The organism is Sphingomonas bacterium (genome assembly GCF_028289855.1).
Classification (GTDB): domain Bacteria; phylum Pseudomonadota; class Alphaproteobacteria; order Sphingomonadales; family Sphingomonadaceae; genus Sphingomonas.
Window position 1 is genome coordinate 1 of the sequence record NZ_JAQGKZ010000072.1, and the last position, 22,686, is coordinate 22,686.

Genomic DNA, 22,686 nt, shown 5'->3' on the forward strand with positions numbered 1-22,686 from the left:
CGACGATCTTGGTCGATTTGCCGATGAACACCCCCATCGACAGCACCGCGCCTTCGCCGACGCGAACGCCCTCCACGACTTCGCTACGCGCACCGATGAAACAATCGTCGCCGACGATGACCGGATCTGCCTGGAGCGGTTCGAGCACCCCGCCGATCCCCGCCCCGCCCGAAATATGGACGTTTTTCCCGATTTGCGCGCAGCTGCCGACGGTCGCCCAGGTATCGACCATCGTCCCCTCGCCGACATACGCGCCGATATTGACGAAGCTCGGCATCAGCACGGCGTTGCGGCCGATGAACGACCCCCGCCGCACGACCGCGCCGGGAACGACGCGGAAACCGGCGTCGCGAAAGCGGTTCTCGCCCCAGCCGGCGAATTTTGAAGGCACCTTATCGAATGCTGGCGCGCCTGCCGCGCCGCCGTCGATCACTTCATTGTCGTTGAGCCGGAACGACAGCAGCACCGCCTTCTTGAGCCACTGATTGACGACCCAGCCGTCGCCCGACGGCTCGGCGACGCGCGCGCCACCCGAGTCGAGCAGCGCCAGCGCCGCCTCGACCGCGTCGCGCACCGCGCCGGTCGTCCCGATCGAGACGTTCGCGCGGTCTTCCCACGCGGCGTCGATCGTCGCGCTTAAATCGGTCATGCTTCCTCCAGTATCTCGTGCAGCCAATGGGTGATGTCGCGGGTCGCGAAATCGATGTGCGCGCGGTCAAAATCCTCGGCCTGTTCGCTGCCATTGTCGACCCACAAGGTCGTCATGCCGATGTCTTTCGCCGGCTTCAAATTGCGCGCCATGTCGTCGGCGAACAGGCATTCATGCGGGTCGAGATCGTAGGCATCGCAGATATGGCGATAGGCCGACGGCTCGGGCTTGGGCCGGTAATCGAGCGCGTGGACATCATGGATAGCCTCGAAGCTCTCGCCCAGCCCGAGCCGCGCAAGGATCTTGCGCGCGTAAATTTCGTCGGCGTTGGTGAAGACGATCTTGCGCCCCGGCAGCTTGGCGATCGCGGCAGCGAGCGGCGCGTTTTCCTCTAGCATGTCCATCTCGATATCGTGGACGTCGGCGAGGTATTCGTGCGGATCGACGCCGTGCTCGGCCATCAATCCGGCCAGCGTCGTGCCGCGCGTGTGGAAATAGCCCTTCTGGATGCGGTAGGCCTCGTCATGGCCGACGTCGAAAAACCGCGCGATGTATGCGGTAATCCGCCGGTCGACTTGTTCGAACAACCGCGCGCCATGCGGATAGAGCGTGTTGTCGAGGTCGAAAATCCAGTTGCGGATCGGGGCGAGGCTGGCGAGCACGGCTCCGCCCTAAGAGCCGTACCGCGCGGGGGCAAGGCACGGCGGTTGAGAGTTTCGTCGGGCAACCTATCTTCGGACGATGACCGCTTTCGCCTTGCTCGATCTCGTCCCCGTCGTCGAAGGCGGCAACGTGCCGCAAGCGCTCGCCAACGCCGCCGATATGGCGCGGCACGCCGAAGCTCACGGCTATTCGCGCTACTGGGTGGCCGAGCATCACGGCATGGCGGGGATCGCCAGTTCGGCGACGGCGGTGGTGATCGCGCATGTTGGTGCTGCGACCAGCACGATCCGCGTCGGCGCGGGCGGGATCATGCTGCCCAACCACGCGCCGCTGGTGATCGCCGAGCAGTTCGGCACGCTCGACGCGCTGTTTCCCGGCCGCATCGACCTCGGGCTCGGCCGCGCCCCGGGCAGCGACGGCCGCGTCGCGCAAGCGATCCGTCGCACGCTGGAAACCGACCCCAACGCCTTCCCGCGCGACGTGCTCGAGCTGCAAAGCTATTTCGCCGACGACGGCCAGACCGGCATCCGCGCGACGCCGGGCGCGGGCGCCGACCCGCACTTGTGGATCCTCGGCTCGAGCCTGTTTGGCGCGCAGCTTGCCGCGATGCTCGGGCTGCCGTTCGCCTTCGCTTCGCACTTCGCGCCTGATGCGCTCGATCAGGCGCTGGCGATCTACCGCCGCGATTTCCGCCCGTCGGCCGCACTCGCCAAGCCCTATGCGATGGCGGGGTTCAACGTCTTTGCCGCCGACACCGACGAGGAAGCTGAGTTCCTCGCCAGTTCGCAGCAACAGGCGTTCGTCGCCTTGCGCACCGGCAACCCGCGCCAGCTCCCGCCGCCGGTCGCGGGCTATCGCGACAGCCTGCCGCCGCAACACGCCGCGATCCTCGACCTTGTCCTGCAATGCTCGGCGGTTGGGAGTCTGCCGACTGTGGCGCGCGGCATTGCGGCCTTCATCGACCGCACCGGCATCGATGAAGTGATGGTGTCGAGCTCGATCTACGATGTGGCCGCGCGCAAACGGAGCGTCGCGCTTGCGGCGGAGGCGATGCGGGAACTGGCGGTGGTGGCCTAGCCGACCACGACGTTCAAAGCCCCCGGCCTGATCCGGAATTCGAGCGGCGAATCGAGCCGCTGCACTTCGCCATCGAGCGCGATTTCGATGCTGTCGCTGCCCGACGACACGTTCAACCTTTCGCATTCGCCAAGCGTCACGAAATCCGCGTCGCGCTGTGCACGCCCGACCAGCGCACGCGCGGCAAACCATAGCAGCGACAACCGGCTGCGCCGCGCGACCGCATAAACCGACAACCTGCCGTCGGTGAGCGACCCGCGCTGGCCGAGATCGCCCTTATCGAGCGAGTAGATGTTGTTGCCGACGAATAGCAACGGCGTGACGATCGACCGTTCGCCATCGCCGAGATCGACCCGCAGCCGATGGTGCGGAAAGCGGTCGAGCGCGGCGTAGGCGGCGGGGATCGCCGACAGCCATTTGGGCCAACCCTTGCCGTCCTGCAGCCCTTCGCGTGTCCGGACCATCGCGGGGTAGAGCCCGATCGAGGCGTTGTTGACGAACACGTGGCCATTGACCTCGGCGACATCGATCGCGGTCGCCGTGCCGGTCGCGGCAACCTTGGCGGCTTCGTCCAGATCGGTCGGCAGCCCAAGATCGCGCGCGAGGTGGTTGAGCGTACCGAGCGGGAGCAAACCAAGCTCGGCATCGCTTCCCGCCAATTGCTGCGCAGCGCACGCCATTGTTCCGTCACCGCCCGCGACAACGACGCGGCCGGTCTTGGCCGCCTTGGCGATCGCATCGCCGACCTCACCGCCGTCGAGCGCCTGTACATCGGCCGCCGTCCCAGCCGCCCTGAACGCGTTCGTCAGCGTATCGTCGAGCTTGTCGCCAAGCTTCGCCGCGGTGCCACCATTCTTATTGACGATAACCGGAAGAGCGCGCGCCAACTCAGCTCGCCGCCGGCAGGCGCAAGCGGACCATCAACCCGCCCAGATCGTCGCTCTCTTCCAAACTGACCGTTCCTTCGTAAATTTCCGCAACGTCCCGAACGATCGCCAGCCCCAATCCGGTCCCCGGCTTGCCGGTGTCGAGCCGAACGCCACGGTCGAAGATGCGCACGCGCTCTTCCTCGGGAATGCCCAGCCCGTCATCCTCGACCTGGAATTCGACAAACCCGGCCTGCGCGCCGACCGTCACGAACACGCTCCCGCCGCCATATTTCGCGGCATTCTCGATCAGATTGCCGAGCATTTCGTCGAGATCCTGGCGCTCGACATGGACCTTCAGATCCTTGGGACCGTCGGCGTCGATGCGAACATGGGGATAGAGCCTCCCGACCGCTCGCTCGACAGAATCGAGGCTGGGCCACACATCGGCGCGGCTGTGCGCCGATCCGCGCCGCCCGACGGCGCGGGCGCGCGCCAGATGGTGATCGACCTGGCGCCGCATCGTCCGCGCCTCGCGCACCACCGTTTCCGACAGATCGTCCGACTTGGCGGTCGCCGAGTTCATGATGACGGTCAGCGGCGTCTTGAGCGCATGCGCGAGGTTGCCGGCATGGCGCCGCGCTTCCTCGGCCTGGCGATCGTTATGCTCGATCAGCGCGTTGAGTTCCTCGACCATCGGCGCGACTTCGGCGGGCATCGCTCCCTCGATCCGCGCCGAGCGCCCACCGCGCAGCCGCGCGATTTCCTCGCGCAATCGGCGGAGCGGACGCAGGCCATACCAGGTCTGCAACCCCGACAGCACGATCAGCCCGAGCGCCAGTAGCAGGAACGAGCGCACCAATGTCCGCCGCAGCGCGTTGATCTGGGCATCGAGTTGCTCGCGGCTCTGCGCCACCTGGAACCGCCAGCGCACCGGCGAACCGGGCAGTTTCACGTCGCGTTCGAGGATACGAAGCGGCGGCTCGCCCTTGAACTGATTGCTGTCGTAGACATGGACTTCTAGGTCGGTGTGGTTGGTGCCGTACGCGATCCGCCGGTCCCACAACGACCGTGACGGGAACGCTTCCTTGCCCGGCGCCGACACCTGCCAATAGAGGCCGGAATAGGGTTCGAGGAAGCGCTGGTCGGCGGGTTCGCGATTGAAGATCACTTCGCCGTCGGGACCGATCTCGGCCGAGGTGAACAGCGAGGTCAGCACGTAATCGAGTTGGTCGTCGAAATTGGTCGTGACCGCGCTGGTCAGCACGCGGTCGAGCGCCCATCCGCCGCCGGCGAGCAGGACAAGGATCCACAACGCCGCGATGACGATCATCCGGCGGCCGAGCGACCCGGTGACTCGGGTTGCGGGCAGCGGGCGCGGCGCGTCGGCCGCGAGCGCGGGGTCCATCGTCCCGGTGACCGGATCCTGTTCAGCCACCGGCGATCACTTTATTCGGCGCGCGGCGGGCCGTCGGGATCGTCGAGGCTATAGCCCAGCCCGCGGATCGTCGTAATGACGTCTTGCCCCAGCTTCTTGCGGATGCGCGTAACAAACACCTCGATCGTGTTCGAATCGCGGTCGAAATCCTGATCGTAGATATGCTCGATCAGCTCGGTCCGGCTGACGATCTTGCCCTTGTGGTGGAGCAGGTAGGACAGGAGTTTATACTCCTGCGCGGTCAGCTTCACCGGGTCGCCAGCCAAGGTCACCTTGCCGCTGCGCGTATCGAGCCGGACGTCGCCCGCGATCAACTCGCTTGACGCATTGCCCGACGCGCGGCGGATCAACGCGCGCAGGCGAGCGATCAGCTCTTCGGTCTGGAACGGTTTCGCGACATAATCGTCGGCGCCGGCATCGAGTCCGGCGACCTTGTCCGACCAGCTGTCGCGCGCGGTCAGCACCAACACCGGGGTGGTCTTGCCCTGCTTGCGCCAGCGATCGAGCACGGTCAGCCCGTCGATCTCCGGCAGACCCAAATCGAGCACGATCGCGTCGTAACTCTCGGTCTCCCCGAGGAAGAGCCCCTCCTCGCCGTCGGTGGCAAGGTCGATCGCGTAGCCCGCGCCTTCCAGCGTGTTCTTGAGCTGCTGGCCCAGATTGGGTTCGTCTTCGACGATCAGAACGCGCATTGTGGTCCCCTTAGAGAGAGCGGTTGTGACCGCTCAATAACCCGTGCGGCCGATGATCTGGCCCGAACGGCCATCGACCCGCACCCAGATGACCGTTCCATTGCGCAGGAACTTGAGCGTGTAAATGCCGGTGTCGGGGTCGATCTCCGGCCCCAGATATTGCGCGCCCGCCATCGTCGGGATGACGCGGCGCTCGATTTCGGGGAGCGGCAGGATGCGACCTTCGCGCATCGCCTTGAACGCGCGGTCCTGGTCGCGGCGCTGGCACGGCTCCGCATCCGCCGGAATCGCCGTCGGAGAAAGGGCCAGGGCAAGCAACGCAAACATCACCATCCCGGATCGCATAGCGATGGCGGTTTGAACACCCTGTGAACACGACTGTCAGGTAGCGGAAGGTTGCGCGCCCAGCGCCAAGCCCTAGATAGCCGCGCTCATGGCGGCTCCAATTCTCTCTTACGAAAACCTTGGCCTCGTCCAGGGCAGCGGCTGGTTGTTCCGCCACCTCGACCTGTATATCGGCGAGCGCGACCGGCTCGCGCTGATCGGGCGCAACGGCGCGGGCAAGACCACGCTTATGAAGCTGATCGCGGGAGCGATCGATGACGATGAAGGGCGGCGGTCGATCGTTCCGGGTACGAGGGTCGTGCTGCTCGAACAGGACCCGCGCGTCGACGGGTTCGCGACGCTCGCCGATTTCGTGCATGCCGAACCGCCCCCCCCCGCACCGCACGAAGCCGACGCGATCGCCGATCAGCTCGGCATCGACTTGTCGCGCGACGCCGCCACCGCCTCGGGCGGCGAGCGCCGCCGCGCCGCAATCGTTCGCGCGCTGGCGCAGAATCCCGACGTGCTGCTGCTCGACGAGCCGACCAACCACCTCGACATCGCGGCGATCGAATGGCTCGAGGAGTGGCTCAACCGGTTCAAGGGCGCGTTCGTCGTGATCAGCCACGACCGCACCTTCCTGACGCGACTGACCAGGCAGACCTTGTGGCTCGACCGCGGCACGATCCGCCGCGCCGAAGTCGGCTATGGCGGGTTCGACGCCTGGACCGAACAGGTCTTCGCCGAGGAAGAGCGCAACGCGCAGCGGCTCGACGCGAAGTTGAAGATCGAGGAGCATTGGCTGCAACGCGGCGTCACCGGACGGCGGCGGCGCAATCAGGGCCGGCTGGCCAAGTTGAAGGACATGCGCGCCGAACGCGCCGCGATGCTCGGCCCGCAGGGCACCTCGGCGCTTGTCACCGGCAGCGACGACGTGCGGACGAAGGTGGTGATCGACGCCAAGCACGCGTCGAAGGGGTTCGACGGCCGCACGATCATCCGCGACCTCACCCTGCGCATCACGCGCGGCGACCGGATCGGCGTGGTGGGGCCTAACGGCGCGGGCAAGACGACGCTATTGAAGCTGCTGACTGGCGAACTCCAGCCCGACCAAGGCCAGGTAAAGCTGGCGAAGACGCTTGACGGTGTGGTCATCGACCAGCAGCGCAAGCTCATGGCGCCCGACAAGCGCGTCCGCGACGTGCTCGCCGATGGCGGCGACTGGATCGAGGTGCTGGGCGTCAAGAAACACATCCACGGCTATCTCAAGGATTTCCTGTTCGACCCCAACATGGTCGAGGCGCGCGTCGGCACCTTGTCGGGCGGCGAACGATCGCGCCTGCTACTCGCGCGCGAATTCGCTCGCCGTTCCAATCTGTTAGTGCTCGACGAACCGACCAACGATCTCGACCTCGAAACGCTCGACCTGCTCCAGGAAGTCATCGCCGACTATGACGGCACCGTGCTCATCGTGAGCCACGATCGCGACTTTCTCGACCGCACCGTGACGCTGACGCTCGGGCTCGACGGATCGGGCACGGTCGACATCGTCGCTGGCGGCTATGCCGATTGGGAGGCCAAGAGGAAGCCGAAGGCCGAGCCAAGGAAAACGTCCGCCAAGCCCGTCGCATCGCCCGAAAAACCCAAGGCGCCGAAGCTCAGCTACAAGGACCAGCGCGACTACGATCTGTTGCCCAAGCGGATCGAGGAGATCGAGGCGGCGATCGCGCGCGATGAGGATGCGCTTCACGATCCCTCGCTCTACGCGCGCGATCCGGATAAGTTCGCAGCGTTGACCAGGAAGATCGAGGAGGCTCGCGCCGAAAAGGAAGCGGCCGAACTGCGCTGGCTCGACCTCGCCGAACAGGTCGATGCGCTCGGCTGATCAGGCGGCCGGCGGCGCTTGCAATGCGAATCGTCGTATCTTGCCCGACGCTGTCTTCGGCAGCGCATCGACGAATTCGATCGCGCGGGGATATTTGTAAGGCGCGATCGTCGCCTTGACGTGCGCCTGCAGCGCCTCAGCCAATGCCGGTGCCGGGTCGCGGCCGGGCGCGAGCACGACGAACGCCTTGACCAATTGTCCGCGGGTCGGACACGGCACCCCGATCACTGCGCATTCCGCGACCGCCGGGTGGGCGTACAGCGTGTTTTCGACTTCGGGCGCGGCGATGTTGTAGCCCGACGACACGATCATGTCGTCCGACCGCGCGACATACCAGAAATAGCCGTCGGCATCGCAGCGATAAGTATCCCCAGTGACATTCCAGCCGTCGATAACGTACACGGCCTGGCGGTCGTCGGCGAGGTAGCGGCAGCCGGTCGGCCCGCGCACCGCCAGCCGGCCGAGGCCCTCCCGGAGCGGTTGTCCGTCGGCGTCGAGTACGCATGCCGTATAGCCGGGCACTGCCTTGCCCGTCGCGCCGGGACGGATCGCGTCGCCCGCGGCGGAAATGAAGATGTGCATCATCTCGGTCGCGCCGATGCCGTCGATGATCGCGATGCCGGTCGCGTCGCGCCACGCTTGCCACGTCGCCGCGGGCAAATGTTCCCCGGCGGAGACGCAGGTGTGCAGGCTGGCCGCCTGCGCGCCAAGCGCGAGCATCGCCTTGTACGCGGTCGGCGCGGTGAACAATGTCGTGACGCCATGCCGCGCGACCGCATCCAGCAAACCCTGCGGCGTCGCCTGTTCGAGTGTGACGGCGGTGCCGCCGAAGCGAAACGGAAAGACCAACGTCGCGCCGAGCCCGAAGGTGAATCCGATCGGTGCCGAGGTGCAGAACACATCGCCGGGCGCCGGCCGCACGAGATTGCCGGCGAACGCATCGGCGCATGCCAGGATGTCGCGGTGAAAATGGACGCAGCCCTTGGGATTGCCGGTGGTGCCCGAGGTGAACGCGATCAGCGCGGGGTCGTCGGCGTTCGTCGCCACCGCCGCGAAGCCGGGCGCGGTTTGCGCGAGCCGCCTCTCCAGCGCACCGGTACCAGCGTCGCCGTCATAAGTCAGCGTCGACCGGACGCAACCGACCCGCGCCGTCGCTTCGGCGAAGTCGGCGAGATAGCGGCTGTCGACGATCGCGTGGCTCGGCTGCGCCTTGTCGAGCAATGCCGCGATCTCGCCCACGCGGAGGAGCGGCATCGTCGTCACCACCACGCCACCTGCTTTCACCACGCCGAGCCACGCCGCGAACAGCATCGCGCCGTTGGGACCACGCAGCAGCACGCGATTGCCGGGAACCAGCCCTTCGTCCTCGGTCAGCAGCCGTGCGACGCGGTCGGACAGGTCGGACAATGCGGTATAGGTCCATTCGCCGGCATCGTTGCGCACGGCGATGCGGTCGCCGTCGCCCGCCGGCACCGCGCGGTCGATCAACTCGACGGCGGCGTTGAGACGGTCGGGATAGAGAAGTTCGGGCCGGCCGAAGGTAAACACCGGCTGCCGCTCGGGCGCGGGCAGCCGGTCGAGCACGAAGCGATCGACCATCACGGCCACGGCACGACCGCCATCGTCTCGATCTCGATCATTGCACCGGGCTCCACCAACGCGGTCACCTGCACCACCGCCATCGCCGGATAATTGCGCCCGATCAGCTCGCGATACGCTTCGCCGATCTCGGCCAAGCTGTCGCGATAGGCGGCGATGTCGGTGACGTACCACGTCATCCGCACGATATGCTCAGATGTGGCGCCGCCTTCGTTGAGGATGGCCAGCGTGTTCCACAGTATCTGGCGGAACTGCCCGGCGAGGTCGTCGGCAACCAGCCGCTCAGTCTCGTCCCAGCCGATCACCCCGCCGGTGACGATCAGCCGGCCCCTGGCGGCGATGCCGTTGGCATACCCCTTCGGTCGCGGCCAACCCGGTGGAAGCAAGGTCGCATTCGCCACATCAGTTCCCTTCGAACACAGGGGTGCGCCTGGCGGCGAACGCTTCGAACGCGCGCGCGAAATCCTGCGTCTGCATGCAGATCGCCTGCGCTTGCGCCTCCATCTCGATCGCGACGTCCAGGCTGACCGCCCATTCCACGTTGAGCTGAGTCTTGGTGATGCCGTGCGCGAAGGTCGGCCCGGCGGCGATCGCGCACGCCGCGGCCATCGCTTCGTCGATCAGCGTGCCGGCGGCGACCAAGCGATTGTGGAACCCCCAGCGTTCGCCTTCGTCCGCCGTCATCACGCGCCCGGTGAACAGCAATTCCGCCGCGCGCCCCTGACCGATCAGCCGCGGCAGGATCGCGCACGCCCCCATGTCGCACCCCGCCAGCCCGACGCGCGTGAACAAGAACGCGGTCTTCGCGGCGGGCGTCGCCAGCCGGATGTCCGACGCCATCGCCATGATCGCCCCCGCGCCGACGCACACGCCGTCGATCGCCGCGACGATCAGCTGCGGACAACCGCGCATCGCTTTGACCAGATCGCCGGTCATCCGGGTGAAGGCGAGCAGTTCAGGCATCGCCATCTTGGTCAGCGGTCCGATGATCTCGTGGACGTCGCCGCCCGAGCTGAAATTGCCGCCCGCGCCGGTCAGGACCACCGCCTTGACCTCGGCCGTGTAGACGAGTGCGCGAAAGCAATCGCGCAACTCCGCATAAGAATCGAACGTCAGCGGATTCTTGCGTTCGGGCCGGTCGAGCGTGATCGTTGCGACGCCGGAATCGAAGCGCCAGCCGAAATGCTCGGGCGCGAAAGTGGCGGGGTTCATGCGGGCATCTCCTCGGCGGCGATCGATGTCTTGAGGCGGCCGAGCAGCGCGAACAATTGCGCGCGCTCCTCGGCACCGAGCGCGGCGAGCATCGCATCGATCCAGCGATGATGCGCCTCTGCCATGTCGGTGAAGTGCGTGACCCCTTTCGGCGTCAGCCGCACGATAGAGGCGCGCCTGTCGGTCGCTGAGGGCGTCATCGCGACCAGCCCTTCGGCCTTCAATGTCTGCACCAACGCCGTGACGTTGCCCTTCGACACCAACAGCGCCTGCGACAGCGCGCCCATCGTCATCGCACCGTTGCGGTCGAGCGCCGCGAGCACGTCGAAGCGCGGCAAGGTTGTGGAGAAGCGCTCGTCGAGCCGGCGGCGCACGCGCTTCTCGATTACCATCGTGCACGACAACAGCCGCAGCCACAGCCGTACACTGGCACGGTCGTCGAGCCCGCCGTCATGCTTCTCGCGGATCGCGGCGGCGGTCACGCGTCGCTCCCGTCGATCACGATCGCTTCGCCGGTCACCGATTGCTGCTCGGGGAGGCAGAACCACAGAACCTTGGCCGCGACTTCCTCAGGCTTGATCAGCCGCCCGCCCGGGTTGAGCCGGGCCAGTTCGTCGCGCGCATCGTCGACGCTCCGGCCAGTCTTCACCTGAATTTGTACCGCCGCCGCCGCGACCAGATCGGTGTCGGTGAAACCGGGGCAGATCGCGTTGACGGCGACGCCGGTGTTCGAGAGTTCTGCGGCGAGAGCGCGCATCAGCCCGACCGCGCCGTGCTTCGCAGCGGTGTAGGCGGCGGTATAGGCATAGCCCTTGAGGCCGGCGGTGGAAGCAATCGTGACGATGCGACCGGCGCTTGCTCCCTTCAGGTCAGGCAACGCGGCCTGGCAGCAATGGAACACCGCATCGAGGTTGACCGCCATCGCGCGCCGCCACGCTTCGGCATCGATTTTTGCGAATGGCGCGCTGTCGGCCGCGCCGGCATTGGCGACGAGGATAGTGACTGGGCCATGCGCCGCGCGCGCTTCGGCGAACGCGCGATCGACCGCGGCGCGATCGGTGACGTCGGCGATCGCAATGGCGGCATTCGGCAGTTCTGCGGCCATGGCCTCCAAGGGCGCCCGGCGGCGACCGACCAACGTCAGTGCCGCGCCCTCATCTGCCAGAGCGCGCGCGATCGCCGCGCCGATACCGGTGCCGCCGCCGGTGATTAGCGCGTGGTGGCCGGCGAGCCTCATTGTCCGTCCACTTTGCGCGCGAGGATGCGGGTCAATTGCTCCTGCCCGGCGCGATAGGGCGGCGGCACGAACGCGCCGTCATAACCCGCCGCTGCCGCTTGCCTGAGCGTCCACATCGGATCGACCAGATGCGGCCGCGCCAGCGCAACGAGATCGGCGCGGCCCGCAGCGAGGATCGAATTGGCGTGATCGGCCTCGTAGATGTTGCCCACCGCCATCGTCGCGAGCTTCGCCTCGTTGCGGATGCGGTCGGCAAACGGCGTCTGGAACATGCGGCCGTATACCGGCTTCGCATCGGCCCAGGTCTGTCCGGCCGACACGTCGATCAAATCGGCGCCGGCTTGCGCGAAGGCGCGCGCGATCTCGACCGCTTCGGCGGGGGTTACGCCCTCATCGCCCGCCCAGTCGTTGGCCGAGATGCGCACCGCCATCGGCTTTTCGCTCGGCCAAGCGCCGCGCATCGCGGCAAAGACCTCGATCGGATAGCGCAACCGGTTGGCGACATTGCCGCCATACTCATCGGTGCGCTTGTTCATCAGCGGGGTGATGAACGACGACAGCAGGTAACCGTGCGCGGCGTGGAGTTCGATCATGTCGAACCCGGCAAGGACCGCCATTCGCGTCGCCGCGACGAACTGGTCGCGGACCACGTCCATGTCGGCGCGGGTCATCGGGCGGGGGCGCTGGTTGCCGCCCGTCCACGCCACGTCGGATGCGGCAATCAGCGGCCAGTTGCCGTCAGCCAGCGGCGCGTCCATCCCTTCCCAGCCGAGCCCGGTCGAGCCCTTGCCGCCGCTATGCCCGAGCTGGAGACAGAATTTGGCGCGGCTGTTGGCGTGGACGAAATCGACGATCCGTTGCCACGCCGCGACGTGTTCGCTCGCGTACATGCCCGCACAGCCCGGTGAGATCCGGCCTTCAACCGACACGCAGGTCATCTCGGTATAGACCAGCCCCGCACCGCCCTCGGCGCGCGACCCGTAATGCACGAGGTGGAAGTCGTTCGTTTTACCGTCCGTCGCCGAGTAGGTCGCCATGGGGGAGACGACGATCCGGTTCTCCAGCATCATGTCTCGCAATTTGAATGGCGCGAACATCGGCGGCGCGGCGGCAGTTCCGCCGTGGAACCAGCGCTCGACTCCCTCGAGCCAGCCCTTGTCGCGCAGCCGCAAATTCTCGTGGCTGATCCGCTGGCTGCGCGTGAGCAGCGAATAGGCGAACTGGATCGGCTCGAAATGCAGATAGCGCTCGATCGTCTCGAACCATTCGGTCGAGTTGCGCGCCGAATTCTGCAGCTTGAGGACTTCGACCGAACGTTCGGCCTGATATTCCGCCAGCGCGGCCTCACGCGACAAACCGGGCCGGTTGAGCACCTCAGCGAGCTTGATCGCATCCTCGAGCGCGAGCTTGGTCCCCGACCCGATCGAGAAATGCGCGGTGTGCGCCGCGTCGCCGATCAACACGACGTTGCCGGCGTACCAGCGCTCGCAGATAATCCGCGGGAAGTTGAGCCATGCTGCCGACCCGACCTTATGCGTCGCATTGGACATCAAGGCGTAGCCGCCGAGATACTTGGCGAACAGCGCGTCGCCGAAGCGGCACGTCTCGTCCTGTGTCATCCGGTCGAGCCCGAGTCCGGCCCAGGTCTTTTCCGAACATTCGATGATGAAGGTCGAAAGGTCATCGTCGAAGCGATAGGCGTGCGCCCACACCCAGCCGTGCTCGGTCTCCTCGAACGCGAAGGTGAAGGCGTCGAAGGTCTGGTGCGTGCCGAGCCACACGAACTTGTTGGCGCGCACGTCGATATCGACCCCGAACGCGTCCGGATTGGCGTTGCGCACGCTGCTGTTGGCGCCATCGGCGGCGATCACCAGATCGTAATCCGCCCAGCGCGCGGGATCGACCGCGAATTCGGTCTCGAAGATCAGCTTCACGCCCAGTTCACGCGCGCGGTCCTGCAGAATACGCAGTAAGGTCTTGCGCCCGATGCCGATGAAACCGTGCCCCGACGATACGATCGTCTCGCCGCGGATATGTACGGCGATGTCGTCCCAATGCGCGAACTTGTCGGCGATCAGCGCGCCGCTGACGGGGTCGTTGGCCATCAAGTTTTCGACCGTCTGGTCGGAGAACACCACCCCCCAGCCGAATGTGTCGCCATCGCGGTTGCGCTCGACCACCTCGATATCGCACGCCGAGTCGCGCAGCTTCATTGAGATCGCGAAGTACAATCCCGCCGGCCCGCCGCCGAGACAAAGGATGCGCGCCGGACCGGGTCTGACCATGGTTTAGGCTTAAATTATCTCGCCGCGTTGTGCAACGAAGGTCCGGTGTCGCGCGCATGGGCACGTTGGCCGGCCACGTAGGTGAAGGCGATCGCGCGGTCGTCGCCCAGCATTTGCAGCGCGAACAACCGGTCGAACAATGTGGCGCCGGCGGTTCGGCGCGCGAGCAGCGGCGTTGCCGCGGCATCGAGCACCACGAAATCGGCTTCCTGCCCGGGCTCGAGCGCACCAACCCGGTCGCCGATTCCCATGACGCGCGCGCCACCCGCGGTGGCCAGATGGAGCGCGCGCAAGGGGTCGAGACTAGCTCCACGCAACTGGCAGACCTTGTACGCCTCGCCGAGGGTATGCAGCACCGAAAAGCTGGTGCCCGCGCCAACGTCAGTGCCGATGCTGACAGCGACGCCGTGGCGGTCGATCTGCGCAAGGTCGAACAGTCCCGATCCGAGGAACAGGTTGCTGGTTGGGCAAAGCGCGATTCCCGCGCCGGCCTCCGCCATCCGCGCAAGCGCGGCGTCGCTCATATGCACGCAGTGCGCGAACACCGAACGCGGACCGACGAGCCCGAAGCGGTCATAGACGTCGAGATAGTCGCGCGCGTTCGGGAAACGCTCACCGACTGCGGCGATCTCCCCCATATTCTCGGAGAGGTGGGTGTGCATCTGCACGTCGGGATGCGCTGCGAGAAGGTCGCCGGCGTCGGCGAGCTGCGCGTCGGACGAGGTGAGCGCAAAGCGGGGCGTGACCGCATAACCGATCCTGCCGCGCCCCCGCCACCGCCCGATCAACGCCTCGGTATCGGCGCGTCCGCTCGCGAGCGTGTCGCGCAACGTCTCAGGCCCCTGGTCCATCAGAACTTTGCCCGAGACGATGCGCATGTCGCGCGCGAGTGCCGCCTCGAACAGCGCATCGACCGAACAGGCATGAACGGTCGGAAAAACCAGTGCCGACGTCGTACCGTTGCGCAGCAGTTCGTCGAGAAAGAAGGCCGCAATCGCATCGGCATGGCCGCGATCGGCGAACTTTGCCTCTGCCGGAAAGATATGGCGATCGAGCCATTCCAGCAATTGCTCGCCGTGCGAGGCGATGCGTTCGGTCTGCGGATAATGGACATGCGCGTCGACGAACCCGGGAACGATCAGCCCGCCGGGGAACGCTTCCACGTGCACGTCGGCGAATTGGGCATGCAGATCGGCGTAGGCGCCGCGGGCCAGCACGAGCCCGTCGTCCACAACCAGCAACCCGTCCTCGTCATGGCGGATCGCGTCGGGTCCGGCCTTTGCGGGGTCGTGCGGGACGGTCAGGATTTCGGCGCGGAAGGCGCGGCGCGTCATGCGGTGGTCCTCAGCGTGAGCAACTGGGCCAGCGTCGCGATCGCGATCACGTCGGGTTCCTTGCCAGCGATGCCGGGCATGCCGATCGGACAGGTCAGGCGGGACGCATCGATCCCTTCGTCCCTGAGCCGCGCGAGGAACCGCGCGCGCTTGGTCCGCGATCCGATCAGGCCGACGAATGGCGCGGCACTGCGCAGCGCCGCGGCGGTGAGGCGATAGTCGAGCGCATGGTCGTGCGTCAGGATCAGCACCGCGGCGTCGCGGCCCGCTTCGGCGGCGCAGGCGACCATGGCTTCCTCGTCGGCGTGGACCACGCCCGGCATCTCGGCGGCGTCGGAACGCGTGTCGTACCTGGCGAACTGGAGCGGCAGGCCGTCTGCCCGTTGGGCGATGGCGCGACCGACATGGCCGGCGCCGAACATCAGCACCGGCATGCGTGGAATGTCGGCGGGCTCGGCGAAAGTGGCGCCAACGCCGGGCCGCTCGCCGCGCGCGAACAGCGGTTCGGTGTTCGGAATGTCGGTGTCCGTGCGCTCGACACGGTCAGCGAGCAGCCGGGCCGCGATCGGCCGTTCCGACGCGATCCATTGGCTCGCATCCGGATCGAGATGCTCGATCAACAGCCGCACACGCCCGCCGCAGCATTGGCCGAGCAGCGGCCCCAGCGGATAATCCTGGATGCGCCACGCGCCCGGCGGATGATCGAGGATCGCGCGCGCTTGCTCGACCGCCTGATATTCGAGCGCCCCGCCGCCGATGCTGCCCTGCTGGTTATCGCCGGTCACGACCATGCGTGCCCCTGGGCCGCGCGGTGCCGAGCCCTCGGTCGCCAGCACGGTCACCAGCGCGGTCGGCTCACGCCCCAGCGCGGCACGTGCCTGGGCAGCCCATTCACGCGGCACGCGCGCGAAGCTCGGCGATCGCGGCAAGGATGCGCTCCGGCGTGGCCGGCGCGTCGAGGTTCGGCAGCCCCTTGCCGGGCGCGGCGGCGGCGACCGCCTGAGTGAGTGCGGAAAAGACCGAGATCGCGAGCATCAGCGGCGGTTCGCCGACCGCTTTCGAGCGGTGGATCGTCGGCTCGGTGTTGCGGCCGCGCTCCCACAGATCGATCGTCATGCGCTCGGGCCGGTCGCCAGCGGTTGGGATCTTGTACGTCGATGGCGCATGCGTGAGCAGCCGGCCGCGATCATCGAACACCAGTTCCTCGGTGGTGAGCCAGCCCATCCCCTGGACGAACCCGCCCTCGATTTGCCCAAGGTCGATCGCCGGATTGAGCGAGCGCCCGACGTCGTGGAGGACGTCGACCGCGACCACGCGGTGCTCGCCGGTCAGCGTGTCGATCACGACTTCGCTCAACGCCGCGCCATAAGCGAAATAGAGGAACGGTCGCCCGCTATGCGTGGCGCGGTCGTAATGGATGTCGGGCGTCGCGTAAAAACCGGTCGACGACAGCGACACGCGCGCGATATGCGCCATGCGGCAAAGCTGCGGGAAGGTCACCCGTTCACCGCCCGCGATCACGCCTTCGCGCGTGAAGCGAACCGCCTTTTCCTCGACCCCGAAATGCTCAGCGGCAACGGCAGCAAGGCGCCGGCGGATCGTCTCTGCCGCGTTGAAGGCGGCCATGCCGTTCATGTCCGCGCCCGACGATGCTGCTGTCGCCGAGGTGTTGGGCACCTTATCGGTGCGCGTGGCAGAGACCTTCACCAGTTCGACCGGAACCGCGAACACGTCGGCGACCACTTGCGCCACCTTGATCATCAGCCCCTGCCCCATCTCAGTGCCCCCATGATTGAGATGGATCGAGCCGTCGGCATAGATATGGACCAGCGCACCGGCCTGGTTGAGGTGCGTGGTGGTAAACGAGATGCCGAACTTGACCGGGGTCAGCGCGAGTCCCTTCTTGAGCACGCGATGCGCGGCGTTGAAGTCGACGACCGCGTTGCGCCTCGCGGCATAACCGGCACGCTCAGCCAGTTCGGCGATCAGCGCGGGCGCGACATTGTCGGTTACCGTCATGTGATAGGGCGTCGTGTCGCGGCCGGGTCCGTAAAGATTGACCTGGCGGACCGCGAGCGGATCGAGATCGAGCTGCGCGGCGACCGCGTCCATCACGCGCTCGACCCCCACCATCCCCTGCGGCCCGCCAAAGCCGCGAAACGCAGTGTTGGAGACGGTATGCGTCTTCAGCCGGTGCGAGACGATTTCGACCGCCGGAAGGAAATAGGTGTTGTCGGCGTGGAACATCGCCCGATCGTTGATCGCGGGGCTGAGGTCGGCGGTGGCGCCGCAGCGCGAGGCGAGGTCGAAGCGGATGCCCTCGATCCGGCCCGAATCGTCGAAGCCAACATCGTAACCGATCGCGAAATCGTGGCGCTTGCCGGTCATCACGAAATCGTCGTCGCGATCGGCGCGGATCTTCGCGGGCCGTCCAGTCTTGGCCGCGACGAGCGCGCACGCCGCGGCATAGGCCGCCGCCTGCGTTTCCTTGCCGCCGAACGCACCGCCCATTCGGCGCACTTCGACGGTGACGTCGGCATGGCTGAGGCCGAGCACCTTGGCGATCAGGTGCTGGACTTCGCTCGGGTGCTGGGTCGAGCTCAGCACATGCAGTTGGCCCGCCTCGCCGGGCGTCGCCAGCGCAGCCTGTCCCTCGAGATAGAAATGCTCCTGCCCGCCGATCGCAACGCGGCCCGACAAGCGATTCGGCGCGGCGGACAGCGCGGCGGCGGCATCGCCGCGCGCCATACGCTGACTGTCCTCGATCACCGATCCCGCCCCGCGCGCCGCGTCGATCGTAACCAGCGCGGGGAGCGGCGCAACGTCAGCCTTCGCCAGTCTTGCCGCGACCCGCGCCGCGCGATGGCCGGTCGCCGCGACGACGAACAGCGGCTGCCCCGGATAGAGAATTTCGTCCTCGGCAAAGAGCTTGTCGTCGCCGAACACCGGGCTAACGTCGTTGATGCCGGGGATATCGGCGGCGGTGAAAACCGCGACGACGCCGGGCGCAGCGCGGACGGCGGTTAGATCCAGCGCCGTGATCCGACCATGCCCGTCCGCCGCTAGCCCGAAGGCAAGGTGCAGCGTCCCCGGCGCCTCGGGCATGTCGTCGACATAGCGCGCGCTACCCGCGACGTGCGCGACCGCGCTGTCGTGGGGCAGCGCGGCGTGGACGGCACCAGGCGACGGCGTTCCGGCGTCAGCCATCGAGCACGCTCACGGCTTCTTCCGCTTCGAGCCACATCCGACGCAGCAGGTTGCCCGCCGCTTCGGTGCGATACGCCGCCGACCCGCGCAGATCGTCGAGCGGACGATAATCGTTCGCCAGCGCGCGGGCGGCAGTGTCGGCGGTTTCCTCGTTCCATGCCGCGCCGGTCAGCGCCTCCTCGCAGCCCCGCGCACGCGCCGGGATGCCAGCCATTCCGCCGAACGCGACGCGTGCCGACGCGATCCGCCCACCGTCGATCCGCAGCGCGAAGGCACCGCACAACGCCGAGATGTCGCTGTCGAACCGCTTGGATAGCTTGACGATACGGATCACCGCGCCAGCGTCGGGACGCGGAATACGGACGCTTTCGACGAATTCTCCGGGTTGGCGATCCTGCACGCCGTAGGATTTGAAGAACTGCTCAAGCGGCATCGTCCGCCGCTCGCCGCCGCGCCGCAGCGTCAGTTCGGCACCGAGCGCGATCAGCGCGGGTGGCATGTCGCCGATCGGCGAGCCATTGGCGATGTTGCCGCCGATCGTCCCCGCATTGCGCACCTGCAGCCCGCCGATCCGCCGGACGAGCTCGCCGAGATCGGGATGGAGCCGCGACAGAGCATCCCGCGCTTCGGTGTAACGGACGGCCGCGCCCAACGTCAGGCCCTCCCCATCTTCGGCGACGCATCGCAGATCGGCCACGTCGCCGATGAAGATCACCGTGCCGAGATCGCGCAGCTGTTTCGTGACCCATAACCCGACATCGGTCGCGCCGGCGACGATCCGTGCATCCGGATACTCGATCAGCAATGCCGCCAGTTCTTCCGTGCCGCGCGGCGCGAACCAGCCCGGCCCGCTTCGCAGCGGCTCGATGGTGCGCAACAGCTGCACGGTCGCCGCATCATCGGACGTTTCCGCTTGATTGGCCTCGCCCGCGGCGAGGATCGGGCCATAGCCGGTGCAGCGGCAGAGATTGCCGGCGATGACATCCTTGATCGGCGCGCCATTCGTGCCCTCGCCGCCGATGCTGCGGGCATAGAGCGACATGACAAAGCCCGGCGTGCAGAAACCGCATTGCGATCCGTGCCCCTCCGCAAGCGCGCGCTGGACCGGATGCAGCATGCCGTCGCGCGACAGGCTCTCGACCGTCACTAGCGCTTTGCCGTGGAGCATCGGCACGAACAGGATGCAGGCATTGACCGCGCGCCAGCGAACCCGCTCCCCGTCGAGTTCCCCGAGCACCACCGTGCACGCGCCGCAATCGCCCTCGGCGCACCCTTCCTTGGTGCCGGTGCGGCGCAGCCGATAGCGCAGCAGGTCGAGCACGGTAGCGCTGGGCTCGCTTGCCTCGACGGCGACGATCTCGCCGTCGAGCACGAAGCGTATGGTATGGTCGGGCGCCAATCAGTTTCCCCGATAGGTCGAATAAGCGAACGGCGAGACGAGCAGCGGGACATGGTAATGGCCGTCGTCCGTCATGCCGAAATCAATCGAAACTACGTCGAGGAACGGCGGATCGGGCAGCGCGACTCCCTGCGCCCGGAAATAGTCGGCGACAAGGAATTGCAACCGATAGGCACCCGCTGGCAGCGACCGCCCTTCGCTCAATGTCGGGCAGCGGCCATCTTCGTTGGATGAGCCCTCGTAGAGAAGCGCGCCATCGTGCCATAGTGACAGTTTCATGCCGCGAGCCGGCTGGCCACTCGCCGTGTCGAGAATGTGGGTACTCAAGCTGCTCACGACGCCGTTACCTTTCCGACCATCCGCAGCCGGCTGACCCCACCGTCGGGGATGATGTTCAGCCGCACGAAGCGGATCGGGCCAAGTTCGGCCAGCCCGTCGCGAAAGACGTGGCTGTGGTCGGCTTGGAGTTTGACTTCGGGCAACAGCACCGGCCAGTCCTTCGACATCGCCGCGATTTCGTCCGGCGAGCCGGTCGCACTCGCTGCCGCCTGGATGAAGCAGCGATCGGGATAATTGCCTTTGAAGTGGGCGGTATCGATTACGATTTCCTCGATCCGCCCTGACGCACCCAATTCGAGCACCGCCCAATCGTGCCCGGGCTCGCGCCGCCGCCGCGTTTCCCAGCCGTCGCCCATATCGACGCCGCGTCCTGGCGCCGTGAGGTTTTCGACGCGGCCGAAATGCTCGTCATTGGCGATGATGCCGCGACCGCCGTTCTCCATCGCCAGCAGGTCGATCGGCACGTCGGCATCGACCGCCGACCAGTCCTTGGCCACCCTGCCCCACACGCGCAGCCGGGCGACCCCGCCATCGGGAAAGATGTGCAATCGCACATGCGTGACGGGAAGGTTATGATTCACAGGCACGTAGACGCGGTCGTCACCGTTCAACGCGAGGCGTGGCGTGACCATCGACCACTCGGTCTCGGCGTCGGGAATCCGGTCATCGCAGCGACACACCTCGATTTCAGAGCCTGGGGGGTAGTTGCCCGTGAAGTGCCGGGTATCGATCTCAAAACCCGCGATCAGCCCCGGCACGCCGAGCCGGACGACGCACCAATCGTGCCCGGGGGTGCGTTTGCGCCGGCTTTCCCAGCCGTCCATCCATTTGCCGTTTTCGTCATACTTGCCGGGGATGAAGACGGGCTCGGCGGGCGCGATCAGCCGTGCCTTGTCGGCGAAGAAATCGTCGGTCGCATCGACCACCTCGGCGCCCAGGCGCGGCTGGGCGAGATCGATATATTGGCGGCGCAGAGTGTCGAACATGGTCATCCTGGGGTGAAAAGCGCCGCGAGGCGGAACGCCGCGATACGATGGATCTGGGCGATGGCTGTAGCGAACTCCGCCTCGGGGTCATTGTGCAGCCGTGCCGCGAATGCGGCAAGGATATCCTGCCGCGACAACCCCTTGACCGCGACGATGAACGGGTGATCGAACCGGGCGAGATACGCCGCGTTGAGGCGTTCGAAGTCGGCGAGCTCGTCCGGCGAGCACCGATCGAGCCCGGCACCGCGCTGCTCCACGACCGAGGCGAGTGCCATCCGGCTGGCGACAGCGAGTTGCGGATGCGCGCGGATGAGCGCGAGCCGCAGCGCGCGCGGCGCGGCGTCGACGGCGGCGCGCATCGCCTGGGTCAGCTCCTCAGGATCGTCCAGCTGACGGCGCTCGACAGCAGGCCAGACGGCTTCCGCTACCCACGGCGACGCCTCGTAAACCGGGCCGAACAGGGCGATAAAGGCATCTCGAGTGAGCGAGCTAGGCAACATGCGGATAATTCTCGCGCCAGTGACGCGCAATGTCGATGCGCCGACAAAACCACACATCCTTGTGCCCCAAGGCGTAACGCAGAAACCGTTCCAGCCCCGCCATCTTCCCCGGCCGCCCGGCCAGCCGGCAGTGAAGCCCGATCGACATCATCCGCGGGCGGTCGGCGCCCTCGGCGTACAGGGTGTCGAAGCTGTCGCGCAGATAATCGCAGAACTGATCGCCGGTCGTCATGCTCGCGCTGGCGAACCGCATGTCATTCGTTTCCAGCGAGTAGGGGACGATGAGATGGCTTCGCCCCGCCACCGACGTCCAGAACGGCAAATCGTCCGAATAATCGTCCGCGTCGTAGAGAAAGCCGCCCTCTTCCGCCACAATCCGGCGCGTGTTGGGGCTCGTCCGGCCGGTGTACCAGCCGAGCGGCCGCTCGCCGGTCAATTGCGTGTGAACCTCGATAGCACGCGCCATATCGGCGCGCTCGTCGGCCTCGGGTACGGACTGATAGTTGATCCACCGCCAGCCGTGCGACGCTATCTCGTGCCCCGCTTCGAGAAACGCCTCTACCACGGCGGGATTGCGCTGCATCGCCAGCGCGACGCCGAACACGGTGAGCGGAATGTCGTAACGCGCGAACAATCGCAGCAGGCGCCACACGCCCACGCGCGCGCCATATTCGTAGATCTGCTCCATGCTCATATGCCGCGCGCCCGGCGTCGGTGCTGCGTTGGGGATGTCCGACAAAAAGGTCTCGGCGCCCGGATCGCCGTCGAGGATATTGGCCTCCGCGCCCTCCTCGTAATTCAACACGCACTGCACCGCGATGCGCGCGCCGCCGGGCCAGGCGGCATGCGGCGGCGTCGGGCCATAGCCAACAAGATCGCGCGGGTATTCCTGGTTCAACGGTACCACCTGTCAGTTCCGCCAGACTGGGGCGGAATTGCAACGCCTACCCCGCCGAGCGCGGCGTCGGCAAGAATCACTCTGCCCCAGCGGCGT

Annotated in this window: 22 protein-coding genes; 2 read left to right on the top strand and 20 right to left on the bottom strand. The window is 66.7% G+C overall.

The genetic code is table 11. From position 1 onward, the window contains the following. Both JWM94_RS07935 and JWM94_RS07940 read right to left on the bottom strand, forming a co-directional pair. Positions 1-649 (bottom strand): 2,3,4,5-tetrahydropyridine-2,6-dicarboxylate N-succinyltransferase (locus JWM94_RS07935; RefSeq protein ID WP_299424676.1); only part of this gene is annotated, 649 nt, incomplete at its 3' end. Continuing rightward, on the bottom strand, positions 646-1,311 hold the full coding sequence (locus JWM94_RS07940; RefSeq protein WP_299424678.1) for a pyrimidine 5'-nucleotidase: 666 nt from the start codon (positions 1,309-1,311) through the stop codon (positions 646-648). The genes JWM94_RS07940 and JWM94_RS07935, both read right to left, overlap by 4 nt. A gap of 79 nt (positions 1,312-1,390) precedes the next feature. Between JWM94_RS07940 and JWM94_RS07945 the strand changes: the two genes are divergently transcribed. Beyond that, complete coding sequence (locus tag JWM94_RS07945) at positions 1,391-2,389, top strand: LLM class flavin-dependent oxidoreductase (RefSeq protein ID WP_299424681.1); 999 nt, start codon at positions 1,391-1,393, stop codon at positions 2,387-2,389. Here JWM94_RS07945 and JWM94_RS07950 read toward each other — a convergent pair. Genes JWM94_RS07950 through JWM94_RS07965 form a run of 4 tightly spaced genes read right to left on the bottom strand, consistent with a single transcriptional unit; the run spans position 2,386 to position 5,718 of the window. Further along, positions 2,386-3,276 (bottom strand): diacylglycerol kinase family protein, encoded by an 891-nt coding sequence (locus JWM94_RS07950; RefSeq protein ID WP_299424683.1) that lies wholly within the window; start codon positions 3,274-3,276, stop codon positions 2,386-2,388. The genes JWM94_RS07945 and JWM94_RS07950 overlap by 4 nt on opposite strands. A 1-nt stretch (position 3,277) precedes the next feature. Then, complete coding sequence (locus tag JWM94_RS07955) at positions 3,278-4,663, bottom strand: ATP-binding protein (protein WP_299424790.1); 1,386 nt, start codon at positions 4,661-4,663, stop codon at positions 3,278-3,280. A gap of 41 nt (positions 4,664-4,704) precedes the next feature. Continuing rightward, positions 4,705-5,385 (bottom strand): response regulator transcription factor, encoded by a 681-nt coding sequence (locus tag JWM94_RS07960; protein ID WP_299424687.1) that lies wholly within the window; start codon positions 5,383-5,385, stop codon positions 4,705-4,707. 33 nt (positions 5,386-5,418) lie between these two features. After that, positions 5,419-5,718, bottom strand: coding sequence for a hypothetical protein (locus JWM94_RS07965; RefSeq protein WP_299424690.1), 300 nt, complete (start codon positions 5,716-5,718; stop codon positions 5,419-5,421). A gap of 100 nt (positions 5,719-5,818) precedes the next feature. On the opposite strand from JWM94_RS07965, the gene JWM94_RS07970 reads away from it, so the two are divergent. After that, on the top strand, positions 5,819-7,594 hold the full coding sequence (locus JWM94_RS07970; protein WP_299424692.1) for an ABC-F family ATP-binding cassette domain-containing protein: 1,776 nt from the start codon (positions 5,819-5,821) through the stop codon (positions 7,592-7,594). Here the strand turns inward: JWM94_RS07970 and JWM94_RS07975 are convergent, their stop codons facing one another. The 14 genes from JWM94_RS07975 to puuE are packed head-to-tail and all read right to left on the bottom strand — an operon-like array spanning position 7,595 to position 22,590. Beyond that, positions 7,595-9,193, bottom strand: a complete 1,599-nt coding sequence (locus JWM94_RS07975) for an AMP-binding protein (protein WP_299424792.1) — start codon at positions 9,191-9,193, stop codon at positions 7,595-7,597. Next, complete coding sequence (locus JWM94_RS07980) at positions 9,193-9,594, bottom strand: RidA family protein (RefSeq protein WP_299424695.1); 402 nt, start codon at positions 9,592-9,594, stop codon at positions 9,193-9,195. Before JWM94_RS07980 ends, JWM94_RS07975 begins: the two co-directional genes overlap by 1 nt. 1 nt (position 9,595) lies before the next feature. After that, the gene (locus JWM94_RS07985) at positions 9,596-10,405 is read right to left on the bottom strand and encodes an enoyl-CoA hydratase family protein (RefSeq protein WP_299424698.1); all 810 of its coding nucleotides are present in this window, start codon (positions 10,403-10,405) and stop codon (positions 9,596-9,598) included. Next, positions 10,402-10,887 (bottom strand): MarR family winged helix-turn-helix transcriptional regulator, encoded by a 486-nt coding sequence (locus tag JWM94_RS07990; RefSeq protein ID WP_299424701.1) that lies wholly within the window; start codon positions 10,885-10,887, stop codon positions 10,402-10,404. Before JWM94_RS07990 ends, JWM94_RS07985 begins: the two co-directional genes overlap by 4 nt. Next, positions 10,884-11,642 carry an SDR family NAD(P)-dependent oxidoreductase gene (locus JWM94_RS07995; RefSeq protein WP_299424704.1) on the bottom strand — a complete coding sequence of 253 codons (759 nt, stop codon included), beginning with the start codon at positions 11,640-11,642 and terminating at the stop codon, positions 10,884-10,886. Before JWM94_RS07995 ends, JWM94_RS07990 begins: the two co-directional genes overlap by 4 nt. Beyond that, positions 11,639-13,927, bottom strand: a complete 2,289-nt coding sequence (locus tag JWM94_RS08000) for a bifunctional salicylyl-CoA 5-hydroxylase/oxidoreductase (RefSeq protein ID WP_299424706.1) — start codon at positions 13,925-13,927, stop codon at positions 11,639-11,641. The genes JWM94_RS07995 and JWM94_RS08000 overlap by 4 nt, the downstream gene beginning before the upstream one ends. 14 nt (positions 13,928-13,941) lie before the next feature. Further along, positions 13,942-15,261: a guanine deaminase gene (guaD, locus tag JWM94_RS08005; RefSeq protein WP_299424709.1), complete on the bottom strand. Its 1,320-nt coding sequence runs from the start codon at positions 15,259-15,261 to the stop codon at positions 13,942-13,944. After that, positions 15,258-16,190 carry a xanthine dehydrogenase accessory protein XdhC gene (gene xdhC, locus JWM94_RS08010; RefSeq protein WP_299424712.1) on the bottom strand — a complete coding sequence of 311 codons (933 nt, stop codon included), beginning with the start codon at positions 16,188-16,190 and terminating at the stop codon, positions 15,258-15,260. The genes guaD and xdhC overlap by 4 nt, the downstream gene beginning before the upstream one ends. Then, the gene (xdhB, locus tag JWM94_RS08015) at positions 16,153-18,468 is read right to left on the bottom strand and encodes a xanthine dehydrogenase molybdopterin binding subunit (RefSeq protein WP_299424714.1); all 2,316 of its coding nucleotides are present in this window, start codon (positions 18,466-18,468) and stop codon (positions 16,153-16,155) included. Before xdhB ends, xdhC begins: the two co-directional genes overlap by 38 nt. Continuing rightward, the gene (gene xdhA, locus JWM94_RS08020; protein WP_299424717.1) at positions 18,461-19,867 is read right to left on the bottom strand and encodes a xanthine dehydrogenase small subunit; all 1,407 of its coding nucleotides are present in this window, start codon (positions 19,865-19,867) and stop codon (positions 18,461-18,463) included. The genes xdhB and xdhA overlap by 8 nt, the downstream gene beginning before the upstream one ends. Continuing rightward, entirely contained in the window at positions 19,868-20,203 is a 336-nt protein-coding gene (uraH, locus tag JWM94_RS08025; RefSeq protein ID WP_299424720.1) for a hydroxyisourate hydrolase, read from the bottom strand. Then, on the bottom strand, positions 20,200-21,192 hold the full coding sequence (gene alc, locus JWM94_RS08030) for an allantoicase (protein WP_299424722.1): 993 nt from the start codon (positions 21,190-21,192) through the stop codon (positions 20,200-20,202). Before alc ends, uraH begins: the two co-directional genes overlap by 4 nt. A 2-nt stretch (positions 21,193-21,194) precedes the next feature. After that, positions 21,195-21,722, bottom strand: a complete 528-nt coding sequence (uraD, locus tag JWM94_RS08035; RefSeq protein ID WP_299424725.1) for a 2-oxo-4-hydroxy-4-carboxy-5-ureidoimidazoline decarboxylase — start codon at positions 21,720-21,722, stop codon at positions 21,195-21,197. After that, a complete protein-coding gene (gene puuE, locus JWM94_RS08040; RefSeq protein WP_299424728.1) occupies positions 21,682-22,590 on the bottom strand; it encodes an allantoinase PuuE in 909 nt (302 codons plus the stop codon). The genes uraD and puuE overlap by 41 nt, the downstream gene beginning before the upstream one ends. Positions 22,591-22,686 lie beyond the last annotated feature (96 nt).